The sequence below is a fragment of the Legionella wadsworthii DSM 21896 = ATCC 33877 genome (assembly GCF_000701265.1).
GTDB classification, from domain to species: domain Bacteria; phylum Pseudomonadota; class Gammaproteobacteria; order Legionellales; family Legionellaceae; genus Legionella; species Legionella wadsworthii.
The window spans coordinates 616364-630967 of sequence record NZ_KL370759.1 but is presented as its reverse complement, the minus strand read 5'-3'; the positions used below and the strand labels follow the sequence as shown (position 1 = coordinate 630967).

The following is a 14604-nucleotide window of genomic DNA, read 5'->3' as shown; positions in this document are numbered from 1 at the left end:
AGGATACACCATGCGACGAATACTAAGTTTGAGTTTTATGACATTGATATTACTCATTCTTTCATTCTCCACTTTTGCCAATACTTCCTTCACTCAAAGAAAAGATGTGCAACTTTTTATCAAAAGTATGGTCAAAGAACATCATTTCAATGCCAATGAACTTACAGCCATCATGAATCAAGTAGTGATTCAACCCGCTATCATTGAGTCTATGGAGAAGCCTTATGAAAAGAAAAATTGGGATGTTTATAGAGACATCTTCCTAACTCCCAAACGTTTAAAAGGCGGGATTGACTATTGGATGGCTAATAGAACAGCCTTAGAAAAAGCACAAAAAAAATACGGTGTCCCTCCAGAAATTATTATTGCCATTTTAGGTGTAGAAACTTTGTACGGAGAACGCCAAGGTGAATACCGCGTCCTTGATGCTTTAGCTACTTTGGCCTTCGATTATCCTAAAAGAGCGCCCTATTTTACTAAAGAATTAAAAGAATACCTCCTTCTTTGCCGTGAGCATAAAGTACCTGCAACTCAATATAAAGGCTCCTATGCAGGTGCAATTGGTCAACCTCAATTCATGCCGAGTAGTTATCGAAACTTTGCTGTTGATTTTACAAATAAGGGTTCGCGTGATCTGGTATCCAACAATGCGGATTCTATAGGAAGTATTGCTAATTATTTTCATAAGCATGGCTGGAAATCCAATGATGGGGTTGCTCAGTATGCTAAGTTGGTAGGTTCGCGTTACAAGGAAATACAAGTCAATCCCAAGAGGGCTAATTATTATTACTCACAGTTAGTATCGCATGGAGTGAAACCAGTCACTGCAGCGCACAATCATCCTTCTCGAGCTGGATTAATTGAATTGGTTACTGCCAAAGGTAATGAATATTGGATAGCTTATCCCAACTTCTTTGTTATCACTCGGTACAATTCAAGCCCTCAGTATGCGCTTGTAGTCTATTTACTGGCTCAACAATTAAAACAACAATGGACAGCAATGAATCTCAAAAAACATAGAGCTTTTGTTTAGGAATGGATACCCTTTTTCTTTTTTCTAAACATCTAAATGAAACAGGATGTTTCTGCCTTAAATTGGATGCTGATGGAACATTAATTGCTTCACCTGCCCAGCGCACTTTTGCTGAAATTAAATCGTTACAAATTGATAGCAAATCCTTAGTCATAGAAACGGCCGAACATGTTAGTATTCTAAACTTGGAATTTTCGTGGCTTCCGGAGCGAAAGGCAAGAACAGCAATACCCTATGCTTTAGAAGATAAGTTAGCGCAGTCTGTTGAGGAACTCCATTTTGCTTTTGATAAAACAAGGTATCAAAACAACCAATATTTAATCACTGTGATAAGCAAGCAAAGATTGCGATATCTGATGCTGTTTTTGAATGAGCAAGGTATAGAATTTTCAGGAATAACTGTAGATTGGTTTGCATTGGAGCCTCAGGAATTATGTATCAATCAATCTACCTTACTCGTTAATACAGAAGATTTTAAAGGCGCTTTATCTGGTGAGTTAGCTAATATTTATTTAAAAAACCACCCCCAATACCAGCCTTTACTCTTTGCCGACAGCGACATATTGATTGATTCCTCACTGTCCAAAAGTGAAGATACTTCCTTTACATGGATTGCTCAAAGAATACTCAAATCAAAATTAATGAATTTGTGTCAAGGAGACATGCAACATGGGAATAAAACAGATTTTATAAAAAAAGGTTATCAAATAGTTGCTGCTCTTTTTTGTTTTTGGTTGGTTTCTCTTCTTGTGGTCAATGGAATCAAGCTACATTTTTTAAACCAGCAAACCCATAAAATAGATGAGCAAATTGCAGTGATTTACCATGAGTTTTTTCCCGATGCCAAACAAGTAATTAGTCCTAAATTTCGTATTAGCCAACTATTAAAAAATAATAATGTTGAAGAACAAAATCGCTTTTGGTATTTACTTAACCAGTTTGCAAAAGTGATGAAAAGTGATGATCATAATTCTCTCGAACAGTTACGCTACCAAAACCAAATACTATCTGTGACCTTGGTTAGTACCGATTTCGCCAGTCTGGAGGAATTGGAGAATGCATTAAAAAAATTACAATTGAAAGTAAAACAAACTCAAGCATCAACTCGTGAACAACAAGTGGTTGCAACCTTGGAGTTAATGTGAAAGCCTATTTAAGTACATTAAATGAAAGGGAAAAGTGGATGGTCATAGGGGCAATCCTGTGCCTTTTTCTTTATATTTATTATTTGTTTTTATATAGCCCACTCAGTCAGCAGGTAAATCAAAAATCATCACAGCTTACAGAAAAAGCAACTACATTGGAATGGATGCAAAAAATTAGACAACAAAGCCATTTGAAACAAAAACAGAAGAAAATGGTAAATAATAGCCAGCTTCTAACTACACTTGCTACTCAGCTTAAAAATGAACCCACCCTGAAGTTTCCTTACCAATTACAACAAACAGGCCCGGGAGATATCCAACTTACATTCGACGCAGTGGCTTTTAATCAATTCATCATCTGGCTCGAAAAAATAAATCAACAATATGCCATCACGGTCAAACAGTTTGAAGCAGATCGCTCGAAAACTCCAGGAGTGACGCGTTTAATGATTTTAATCAGTTCTGCTTCTAAAACAGCATAGAATCCTTGCTGATTTTACAACCCAAAACTTTGTGGCGGGATTAATCTATTGCTGCACACTGCTCCAATTAATCACCGAAGCACCACCTTTTATTTCAGCTGGTAAAGAGTTTAACGCTTTTTGTGCTTCTTCTGCTGATTTGTAGGTACCATACACACCTTTATAGCGCGTTTTACCATCCCGATCATATTTTACCTGGGCCATTCGATCATTTTTTGGCGCTTTGTAAAGAACTTGAGCGACTTGTGATGCCCGCTCTCCTTCCGTGAGCTCTATCGTATAACCTTGCGGGTTTTGGCTATTGACCCAAGTTTGATCCCTATCCTTAAAAGAAACAGGTGAGTGATACTCACCCACATAATAAGAATCAGGAACTCTTACTTCCTGTTTTTCACGATATTGATAATCAGAATTATATTTATAGTCAGTGCTCACCATATTATAACTATTAATGTTATAAGGTTGGTTTATACTTGAGTAGGAATAAGTTGGATAATTAATGTATTCGCTGTCTGTATTACAGGAAGACAATGTCAATGCACACAGAACCACAAGCGATAAATTGATTTTATTATTATTCATTATAACTCCCCTATTAATGGTTCTTTTTTTGATTCTTCTTGTCTACTATATCTACCTGTTTTAAAAAAACTTTAGGGAATTGTGTTGTTAAGAAATAAATAATGCCTTACAGTAATTGTTTTTTTTATCTTCGGCAAAAATCTTATGTGGACTCATCGACGTTCTGGACAAACCAATCAAAGAGGAAACCTGGATCATCGAAACCCTTATGAACGAGATCGGACACGAGTAATTCACTGTCCAGCGTTTAGGCGGTTACAACGTAAAACACAAATTTTGGGAACTGATGAAGGAGATTTCCATCGGACACGCCTGACACATTCCCTGGAAGTGGATTCTATTGGGCGCAGTATTGTCCATAATCTCTTAATGAATGAGGAAAAACATATTGTCTTTTCTGGATTATTGCCTAACGATGACTTAATTTCAGTCATCTGCTTACTCCACGATATTGGGCACCCCCCTTTTGGTCATGGGGGGGAAGTCGCATTAAATTACATGATGCGTCACTATGGAGGTTTTGAGGCCAATGGACAAACATTACGCCTACTCACAAAAGTTGAAAGCAGCTATGGCCCCTATGGGCTGGATTTAACTCGTCGTGCTCTCCTTGGCGTGTTAAAGTATCCCGTCAAACGTTCTACCGTGGTTGCACCAAAACAACCTCCAGTTCATGAATCCATCCATAAAACCATTAAAATTAATGACTGGTTGCCCCCAAAAGCCTATTTTGATTGTGAACAACCTGAGATTGATTGGTTGCTCGCTCCTTTTTGCGACCGTGATAAAGAATTATTTCAATCCCTATCGCAAGCGCCACAAGGAACTAAATCAGGAAAATCAGCTTACCATAGTTTCGATTGCTCCATTATGGACATCGCAGATGACATCGCTTATGGGGTTCATGATCTTGAGGATGCTATCCATTTGCGCCTTATCAACCCGGATCATCTAGATACATCCGAATTTCGAAAAATATTAAACAACACTGCTTTAACTAACCGACAAAATCATATCATTGACACTCTTTTTTCTGCGGATCATTATTCAAGAAAGCAAACAATAGGGGAGATGGTCAATTACTTTATTACCTCAACCCAAATAGTTATTACTCATGAAAATTTTGAGAATAATTTATTCAAATATAATTTAACACTTATCCCGGAAGCCGATGCGCTTTTGAATTATCTGAAACAATGTATCTATAAAAATGTCATTGACTCTCAAGAAGCACGTACTTTTGAATATGGAGGTCAAACAGTCGTGCTCCGATTATTTGATGCAATTAGCTCCAACCCTGGAAGTTTATTAGATAACAAAAATCGAATTTTGTTTAAAGAAGCACAGGATGAAACTACTGCTTATCGGGTTGTCTGTGATTATCTTGCCAATATGACAGATGAGTATGCCTATCGAATGCATGAGCGGTTGTTTGGGTTCAATACGAGAACAATTTTTGAAAGGCTTTAAACAACTCTAACATTCTGATTCTTAGGATGGACCTATTAAAATAATAAACTAATCCACAAAACATTATTCCTTATGCATACAACAGCAGTAACGGGGGAATAGCTGGAGCTTGCCAATTTTTTTCACAGCACGAGATTCCTCCAAGTGAATGTTAGCGCTCTATCGGGAAGCAAATGATTGCTTTCCAGACCCACTTATTTGGGAGACAATTTATTGAAAGCACATGAAATGAAAAACAATAGAATTAAATTTAAAAGAATTTAGAATGAGTACACTGATATGGTGTATTGGCGTCCCCAAGGGGGTTCGAACCCCTGTTACCGCCGTGAAAGGGCAGTGTCCTAGGCCGCTAGACGATGGGGACCTGGATCTTTAATTTACTACTTTTTGTTACAAATTTCAACACCATAAAATGGCGTCCCCAAGGGGGTTCGAACCCCTGTTACCGCCGTGAAAGGGCAGTGTCCTAGGCCGCTAGACGATGGGGACCTTGAACGTTTTCTCCATCAACATCAGAGATGTTGATGGTGGAGCTAGGCGGGATCGAACCGCCGACCTCTTGCATGCCATGCAAGCGCTCTCCCAGCTGAGCTATAACCCCAAAATTAGGTTCGCAGTTTAATGAGCTACCCAGGATCTGTCAAGTAAATTTTGCTTTTTTCATGAAGAAGATTTGAAAAAATTTTGGAATATCTTTTGGGGTGCAATTTAAAATAAAATTCATGCACTGTTTTTGGTTTTTAAATCCAATAAAAAATTTAACATCCATCCCTTTAAAATCATAACAACCATTATAAATTGAATAACTTATTTACATATCGCACTGTATATATTCTTTTTTTTTCTTTATACTCCTTTCATCTCAAAGTGAAATAAAAATAAGTTCATTTCACTTCTGATCTTAATCTCCAGTTAATAATAGCTATGTACTATATATTTTTTTTGATTTTAGGAGTTTTGCTGTGCCTCAATATTCAGAAAACAAAAACCTTCAATCTTTACTCGAAAGTTTAATTTCATCTTATGAAACTGAAATAAATTATAATCCTTTAGAAATTGAACTTGACTCGAAACAACTCACACAAAAAGAAGATTTTGCCAGCCTCCGAAAATTTTTATCGGATAATCGCAAGCGTCTATTTATTTTCAAAATTGCAGATAACCCTGAAGAATCAAACCGACTTGCTTTCCTTGCGCGTCGTCATGTATTGAACAAATCAGCAGAAAATATTCTTAAAAATACATCCAATGAACCTAAAATAAATCCGATAAAATATGCATTAAGTTCTAATGCACCTGCTATCAGAGCTCGTATTCAAATACAAAAAAGTATTCGCTTACCTAAACCCCCTGTCATTCAAAAAGATATTCGTCATGAACAAAATGAACAGTTGAGACTTGATAATCTTACCTTATTACCTATAGATTTACCTGACTTGCCTCAATTAGTTGAACAACTTAAAGCATTAGACATTCATCACCTACAAGATGCAGCAATTCCTATCATTAAGGAACATTCATACGCCTTTAGAGACGGTATTATTCCAGGGAATCTCCCCAAAGGATTTTATATTGATAAAGAAAAGAAAGCTCTTTGCTATACTGATGCCCCAAAAAGACTTCCTTCTGCCTTAGCTCCAACCCTTAAAAAACGGAACGATTTACCCTTACCATCAATTGAACAAGCAACAACCCTTTTGCCTCACCTCTCTAAAGACTCTCTTTCTTTTCTTTTGGACAGTAATTATTCAGTAAATCAAAAAAATATATTATTGGGTTTGCTATCTCCCCATGAAAGCGAAATTAAAAATTTATTGATTCAGTTATCTCGTACCGCTGGATTGGATAGCGCTTTAGAACAATATGAAGCATTCATCTACCCCTTTCTTTGTAAACAATTCGTAATGGGTGGAGAATCACACACTATTTTATTAGTGAGATTGCTTCATGCTTGCTCCAATAAAAAAATTGATCTTGAATTTCTAAAATATCCCGAAGTACAAAATTCATTACTAAGCACACGTGGAATCAAAAATCTGCAAAAATTAATCCAGCTTCCTGCAGAACAGAAAGAATGGTGGAATAAACTTGTTCTCGAGCATCTCCAATATGACAAAAATAGTTTTGATTTTAATGTTTTTTTTGAAGCTTATACCCAAATCTATTTGCCTCGTATTGCTGAAAAAAACCTGACTCTTCCGAATCCATGTCCCGTTCAGCACCAGGGTCATTTTCTCATCACTTTGAATCGAGTGCTGGATGTTATAGAACACGCTAAAAACCCACAAGAGCAAGGTCTTTCATTATCCGAGCTCAATTGGGGGCCAACAGGTGTTCATTTTGCCATGGTGCAGGCACCAACTTCAGCTCAGCTTCAGCAAGTTGCTTCCTGCATGGAAATGAGCAAAGCCGAGCATACCATTACTGATCCTGAACTGATTTATCAAAAAATTGATCAGGATGATCTTGTACTAAAACCTTGGCTATTTCGGTATATGGGTCAGCATTGGAAGTCTGAAATACGTTTATCCCATATTAAAGATCAGCTACTAGAAATTGATAAACTCGTTCATTGGAGTACTGCCCAAAAAAACCAGCTCACCTATATATTAACATGTGCTTTTGCTAATAAAGATGCCCTAACCCCAATTGAATGGAAAGAAACCCTCACTAGTTGCATTCAATTGTTACAAAATTTAGATGAAGATGATCGTAACGATTTACTTGGCGCATTTTCTCACTGTTTTAAATTTAAGCCGCTGCCTTCATTGATACAAGTCACTGAACTCATGAAACTTTGCATCGAATTTAAAACTGAATTTCCTGAGAAAAATTGGAAAGAAGAATTCATTGTTCCCCTAATTTCATGTTTGGAACACGAAGGTTTTGAACTATTTAATATACTGCAGGAACGCATAGAAAAAACGGATCCAAACGCCCCGGAAAATAAAGAAGGAGCTGCTCAAGAGGCACAAGATGCTATCGAATCCAAGTTTTCTATTTCAGTCATAGCAAATTTCACAACGATCGTGCACCAAAATCGTCATGTCTTGAATCCTGACCTGATTCAAGTCCTCGCAAAGATCAATGAACCACAGTTATCACAAGAACATATTGATAGGATCTTAGAAGCAGCTCAAAAAATCCAAAGTCCCCCGGACAACGTTTTTGAACATTTGGTATTAAATACTTTAAGTCAAATCAACCTTTCCAAATCAAAATCTTTACCCAAAATTGAACAGATTATTGAGCTGTTGAACTCACTTGCCGAGATAAAAAATACCATTCCTCTCGAGTGTAATACGCATGAGAAACGTAAAACCTGGCTCGAGGCAATAATACTTTCAAAAAATCCATTTCCAGGTTGCATATTGGGTAATGGGGACATTTCAAATCTAGATGGTTTAATAGTGGATGCTTTAGCAGATGCTATTAAAAAAAGAAGTGCTGTATTTGATATTAAATTTTTAAAAGAAGCGCTTAAAACGCAACTAAATCATTTTCTTGTTCCTCAGCAATTACGTGAACAATTGGATCAGGAACTTATGCCCCTCTTTGACGCAGTAGATGATCTGATTCAAGAGTTGCAAGATCCAAATCCTTCTTTTTCTAAGGTAATTGAAAAACTGGAGTATTTTGAAAAAAGAAAACCTGTTTTACTTGATGCCACTTATCGGATTATCGGAGAAACTAAAGGGGAATATATATTAAGTTTCTTACTTACAGGAAAAAGAAAAGAATCTGATCAGACAACAAAAACAGCTTTAGCCGCTATTTTAGCTCCCGTTCATAATCTTCTTGTTTCTTCCATGAAGTCTTTCTTTAATAATCCGGACAAAAAACAAATTGTTAAAGACTTGGATTTAAATACGTGTCTCTCCTGGATGGCATCCTTTAATGAAACTCACTCTTTGATATTCTTTTTCAAAGAAGAGTTAATTCAAAAAAAGGTAATTCCAGCTCTTAAAAAAACATTACAACAACTTAATATACAAGATTTAGAGTTTGAAAAAAGCATATTGGAAGAAGCAGCGATCATTGATGAGAATGCGCCTTCGGATCAGGCTTTACAAAGTTATAAAATCAAAATTGAATCCATTGCCAATTACCTCAGTTTATTGGGTGAGATCAATGACCACTTACCCCAACAATTTACTAAAATATATAAGCAACTCAACACAGGGTCTCTTGCACGCTTAAATTACAAACAAAAATATAATTTAGTGAATCAGTTCAAGGATGATTCTGAAACTCTGGATCTTTATTTAAAATTGATGACTAAGGCGTTAGAAGAAAACCCTTATGCAGATACTACGGCAATAGAACGTGCAGTGAATGGATTAGTCGACGTTTTTAAAATACCCGATCTACAGCCCGAGACCCAAATTCAATTCAGTAAAATGAGCATGGCACACAATTTAAAAAGTGTTAATCCATTTCCCATTGCTGCTTTAAATGAATTTAAGAAGTCGAATCTTCCTGAAATTACGAAACCGCTCTTTATCAAACAAATCATTCAAATTTTAGGTTTACCAAAAACCGATTCGGAACTCATCCAAACATTAATTCAGCAAACAAAGTTATTCTTGAACCAAAATCAAGAGCAGTCTGATCTTTGTCTTTCTTTACTTAGGAGAATATCACATGATAATCCTAATAATGATTTGAAGGCCTATCCACAAATTCTTCAAGAATTAAACGGATTCGATCTTGAAAGCAGAGCTAAAATAGCAACGATTTTAACCGGTTTGGCGAATAATAAAAAAGATACAACTGTCAATTTACCTGCATTGCTCGATATAGCTAAAGGTTTAAAAAAGTGCCTTCCTGAAGATATTGACCAGATTTTAAAATTATTTACCAGTACTCCTTATCCTAACGCTCAGGGTCTAAATACTGCATTACTTGCACCTGACTTGGATAAGTTACATCAGTACTGCTTAGAATTTGATACAAACCCATGTGCCAAAAATAATGAAAAGAGAGACTTGGCAAAACATTTTGCAACTGATCGAATAAAAGAAGCTCTAGTCAATTTACAAGATTTATTGCAGGAAGAATTTCTTCCTCATGCATTACAACAAAAACTTGCAAGACAGTTAACCTTTATAGAAACCTTAGGTTACACTGATCCATTAAATCCTGAAAATCCAAAAAATCCCGAAGATTTCAAAAAATTAAACAAATTAACCCAATGCTCACGTCATGATTTAAAAACACGCGCCACCACGTTGCTTCAGCAATTTAGGTCAAAAACGATACCCCCTGAGCAAATTGAAGTAAGCAATTTAGAACTTTTAGCCTATTTAAGGGAAATATACTTCCGAACCACTGGATTATTCCCTAACACCACTCAAATGCTCATCTTGTTGCTTGCGCTGCAGGATCCTTCTTTAAATCTATTGATGCGTATCAAAACAGGCGAAGGCAAAAGTATTAATACCCCCATGCTCTCTGTCCTACAGTGGGCTCAAGGTGGAACTGTGGTGCAATTAACTGCAAATCCTACCCTTTTGGGTCGAGATTATGAGAACAGTTGTGAACCATTTTTTAGTTTCCTGGATATTAAATCTTCTCTTATTCAAAGTGATACACCTACTGAACAATTTATACCAAATGGAATCAACTGCTCGACTATTGAAGATATGGCTAGTTTTCATTCAGCTGCTAAAATCAATAAAAAGGAACATTTACTGAAAACAATTGGCCCTGTTCATATCGTTTTAGATGAATGTCATAATGCACTTCTTGATCAATTAACGCTTTATAAGTTGGTTTCTGAGGCAGAAGAAGACCAGGCGAATAACCCTGCCCAATGGATTTATCCAATTGCTTATCAATTTATTCAACAAGAAGCATTTCGAAATACCAATCCTGCTATAAGTAAAGTTTGGGATGAAGATGAAGATTTGGATGAGTTTCGATTATTTCTCAACAAACAAATCAATGAACAGTATAACGGAGATATTGAAAAGCAAAATTATTTAATGGCAGTAAGTAATACCCAATTGAAACAATGGATACATGCAAGCGGTGTTGCTGCTACGTTAAAAGAAAACAAACATTTTATATTACAACCGGTCAAAGAAAAAGATGAATCAGGCCAGGAATTTACAAAGAAAATTGCTTGTATCCCTTTAATTCGCAGTACGCCCAAAGGAGGTTCGGTTTTCACTGAAGAAGTACAACAAGCGTTACAAGCACGTCTTAAAATGGAGCGAAAAGAGCAAGCTCAATACATTGTAATTGATCCCATCCCTTCAGTATTAGCTAGCCAATCAGCTCAAGGTTTAATTAAGTTTTTTTTAAAAACTCTAGGTCGTTTGTTAGGAATTTCAGCAACTCCAGGGAGTAAAGAGGAACTCGAAAGCTTAGATACTTCTTTGGGAATACAGGCGATCAGCATTGCCCCTCATGCTGGGGACAAACGAATAAACCATGATCCTATTTTCACTTTAAACCGTGAAGGAACAATCACAGCCATTCATAAAACTTTCAATAAAATAAAATTACCAGTGACCAAACCCCAACTGACAATAAACCCTGATGAAGAAATTCAAACCTTTACAGAACGGGAACAATTACTTAAAGAAAGAAAACAAGCCATTGATGCATGGAGCATCACTCAAACTCAACCCATTCTTATTGTGAATGAAGATTTCGATGAAGCACAAGCTATCGGAGATAGCTTAAAAGTATACGAAGAGCAAGGTTTCAAAATACAAATTTTAACAGGTAAGGAATCGCCTGCGGAACTGGAAAAACTCATAAAACAAGCCGGACAGGCCAATACCATCACAGTAGGAACAGCAATGTTGGCTGAAGGAATCGACATTAATCCAGGTGATCATCCTCGAGGTTTGTTTGTCATGCAAACCTATCCAGATACGCTACAAAAAACTATTCAAATAGGAGGGCGTGCTGCACGCAATGGGAAACCTGGGGAATGGCTACCCATTTATCAAGTAAAACCGCCTCAAGATTTATTCAATAAATTTTTGTATTATGTTTTTCCATGGACAAGACAGCGAATCAATGAAAAATCTATTGAAGTTTTAAGAGAGAAAATCCAGGTTCAGGCAACGGTTGATAGGATTTACACTCAAAGCATTGATGAGGTAGAACAAGCATTAATGCGCCAAATCGAAGCATGGGAAGAGCTACTTCTAGAACTTTTTCCCGATGATGCCAAAATTCAATTTGAGCTTTTTCAATGGCGTGAGATGCTTTTAAGTGAACTGGCACGCTCCCAAGATGCAGGTATTTCTCAAAGTACACTCTATGAAAGCATTGAACAGTTTAAAAAATTATCCTGCACGCTTTGGGAGTCTGTACGAGAAGAGAAATGGGCTGCCAAAGCAGATAAAGCAACACAAAAGAGCCAAGAACAATCACTAAGGCTTAAGTATTTAAAACAACTTGATTTTGGCCAAGAGATAAATATCCAAACAAAACTGCAACAAAAAGGTAAACCATTTACTGCGGGAGTCAATGCATTAATACATCAAAATTTGGAAACAATTATTGCAGACAAAGCAGGAGCAGTTCTTGAATATACCCAACCATCATTGGAAGAAAAAAGTAATTTAGAATTAGCGCAATGCAAACAATTATTACCTCATTTGATTGGGAATTTTTGCTCCATAAATCCAGATGCCATCAAAATATTTTTTCCAAAAACATCAAAAAAATCATCTTTAGTGCCGGAAGTTATAAGAAATGCCATTGATAAATTAATCGAACGAAAGAATATGATTTGGCAAAGCAAAGAGAAGCAGGAAGTTGCCGAAAGTATTATACATGCTTATCAACAAAAATTAAGAAATGCCGCAAGTAAAGACATTCAAGATTTATTACTTCAAATGAAACCCTTAATTTTAAATTGTAGTGATCTTTCGAAAATTTCTTTAGTAGAACAATTTAAAATGCAGGGATTAATTCTTACCTATGCTAATCTATATCGTAATTCAGGATTAGAAGAAGACCCTGCTTTAGATGGCTTACGAAAAGATTTTGACGAAGATATCATGAAAAAGCTAGGCCAATATTTAATTCATGAATTCGCCTGGGCAAGCAAAAAAACATTTTCTTTCCATGCCTTTTTTGAACGAACCTCAGCCAAAAATGCAGCATTGGAGATCTATACGTTAGCCTTAGATATGGTCCAGTCTCCTCAGGATCAAGATAAAGTACAAAGACTGTATTTAGCACTGGAACAGCATAAACTCAACTTAAAGGATAAATACCTTCTATCTATAACCCATTCCTCACCACGTAAGGTAATTTACAATGCACTTAATGCAATAGAGGCCTTAAATCATGCACCCCAATGTACGCTAGATTTTCGGCAAAAGTGCCACGATAAAGTGGTTTCTGAACATCACGTTATTGCGTTTCGTAAATTATTAATGGGCACTTCACCTTATTTTTTCAAAAGATATGATCCAGTTTGGGATCATATGGCAAATACCCTCTTGGAAATCAGTCAGCAGAGCCAACATAATCCGGTTCATATTGTTCAAGAATTGTATGAGGCAGTACAACGTTTTAGTACATATGAAGCATATCAGCCCTACTTAAAGCAACTTAATGCTTTGAAAAAGCAACTCTTGAATTCGACAGAACTGTTGAGGCAGGACGATGGACTGCATCAAGATGTTCAAGCAAGCCTTTTGGCAGAAAAACAAATCCAAATTGCTAAACTATTAAAAATTGATCCAAAACAACTCCACATTCAAAGCGGTAGCGATGGCATTCAATCCTTTATTGATATGCAAGTTGAAGATGCCCCGCTACAAGAAGAATTTACAGGTTATCGATCGACATTTTTAACCCGGGTGGAAGCAGAGCGTGCCGAGCTTAGAAAAGTAAAACAAGAGCTTGATGAACACAAAGAAGCTTTACTTCATTTATCTGATATACGAGCAATGGAGTTTATACCTGCATCAAATCGCGTAGCATTTGGAAAATTATTTAGATTAAAGGGACTTTTAGCTATCAATTGGAATAATGTGTTGTTTGATAGAACTGAGCTTCCTGATTGCATCAAAAGGAAAATGGAATATATTGATGAAATAAATCACTGGGATTGGAAATTAAATCCTGTAGATCAACCACGACTCAAAGAAATATTAGGAATAGAACCTAGAGAAATTTCTGATTTACTGAAAGTTCAATCTACAATAATGAGTGATTTATCAAATATCAGACAAAAATTGGAAGTGATAGGTCGTGAAATCACTAAGCAAGACTTAAATAAAAAAGCTGTCGAGCAACTGATTAATTCGGCAAAAAAACGAATGGATGAAAAGGAATGTAGCTCTTGGGAAAAGATAAAACTTGGTGGAAAAAATTTACTTCGTGGACAAGAGGTACAATCTTTGCAATCAGAGTTGGAGCAACTGCATAGAACTCTGTATTCTATTCAAGAAGAAGAAAAAGAGTGTTTGCAAAAATTACAAGATCACAATGATAAATTAGATGCACAAAGGAAACCCTTAGTAACCACCTTTTTGCAGCAAATTAAAGACGAGCTTGCAGCTTATCTCAATGAAGAAGCCCATCGACAGATCGATACGATAGAAAAAGAGCTTCAAGATACAGATCCTGTTATTGAAAGAATAGAAAAGGCAGAGATTCAAAAGACTAGATACCAAACACGACGTTTCTTCAAGACCAGCGAATTGTTAGATTTTGAAGCGCGCCTGGCAAAGGAGACATCAAGGATACCTCAAAAAGAGGGGCAACACGATGTCGCTAGAGAACTCGATGAAATAAATCGAGCTATTCTAGTCTAAGGAGCTCATGAGTAGAGACATGCTACTCATTCTTTTACCTCGATCCCGCGGCTCGTCTGCGGGACCGAAATATTTCGCATGCTGTCATTCTCCAT

The 14604-nt window shown here is 36.6% G+C and carries 6 protein-coding genes and 3 tRNA genes; 5 read left to right on the top strand and 4 right to left on the bottom strand.

The genetic code is table 11. The features are described from left to right. Positions 1–10: 10 nt before the first annotated feature. The 3 genes from mltB to lspM are packed head-to-tail and all read left to right on the top strand — an operon-like array spanning position 11 to position 2660. On the top strand, positions 11–1033 hold the full coding sequence (mltB, locus tag BU07_RS0108860; RefSeq protein ID WP_031565292.1) for a lytic murein transglycosylase B: 1023 nt from the start codon (positions 11–13) through the stop codon (positions 1031–1033). 2 nt (positions 1034–1035) lie between these two features. Beyond that, positions 1036–2178, top strand: a complete 1143-nt coding sequence (gene gspL, locus BU07_RS0108855) for a type II secretion system protein GspL (protein ID WP_031565290.1) — start codon at positions 1036–1038, stop codon at positions 2176–2178. After that, positions 2175–2660: a GspM family type II secretion system protein LspM gene (lspM, locus tag BU07_RS0108850; protein WP_031565288.1), complete on the top strand. Its 486-nt coding sequence runs from the start codon at positions 2175–2177 to the stop codon at positions 2658–2660. Before gspL ends, lspM begins: the two co-directional genes overlap by 4 nt. A gap of 45 nt (positions 2661–2705) precedes the next feature. On the opposite strand, the gene BU07_RS0108845 is transcribed toward lspM, so the two are convergent. Continuing rightward, positions 2706–3242 carry an SPOR domain-containing protein gene (locus tag BU07_RS0108845; RefSeq protein WP_031565287.1) on the bottom strand — a complete coding sequence of 179 codons (537 nt, stop codon included), beginning with the start codon at positions 3240–3242 and terminating at the stop codon, positions 2706–2708. A gap of 144 nt (positions 3243–3386) precedes the next feature. Between BU07_RS0108845 and BU07_RS0108840 the strand changes: the two genes are divergently transcribed. Further along, positions 3387–4712, top strand: coding sequence for an anti-phage deoxyguanosine triphosphatase (locus BU07_RS0108840; RefSeq protein ID WP_031565285.1), 1326 nt, complete (start codon positions 3387–3389; stop codon positions 4710–4712). A gap of 288 nt (positions 4713–5000) precedes the next feature. On the opposite strand, the gene BU07_RS0108835 is transcribed toward BU07_RS0108840, so the two are convergent. The 3 genes from BU07_RS0108835 to BU07_RS0108825 all read right to left on the bottom strand — a co-directional run bounded on the left by BU07_RS0108835 (position 5001) and on the right by BU07_RS0108825 (position 5313). Continuing rightward, positions 5001–5076, bottom strand: a tRNA-Glu gene (locus BU07_RS0108835). A 49-nt stretch (positions 5077–5125) separates the two neighbouring features. Further along, positions 5126–5201, bottom strand: a tRNA-Glu gene (locus tag BU07_RS0108830). Between the two features lie 36 nt (positions 5202–5237). Beyond that, a tRNA-Ala gene (locus BU07_RS0108825) sits at positions 5238–5313 on the bottom strand. A 361-nt stretch (positions 5314–5674) separates the two neighbouring features. Here BU07_RS0108825 and BU07_RS0108815 point away from each other — a divergent pair. Next, positions 5675–14509 carry a coiled-coil protein gene (locus BU07_RS0108815; protein WP_031565283.1) on the top strand — a complete coding sequence of 2945 codons (8835 nt, stop codon included), beginning with the start codon at positions 5675–5677 and terminating at the stop codon, positions 14507–14509. The last annotated feature ends 95 nt before the right edge of the window (positions 14510–14604 follow it).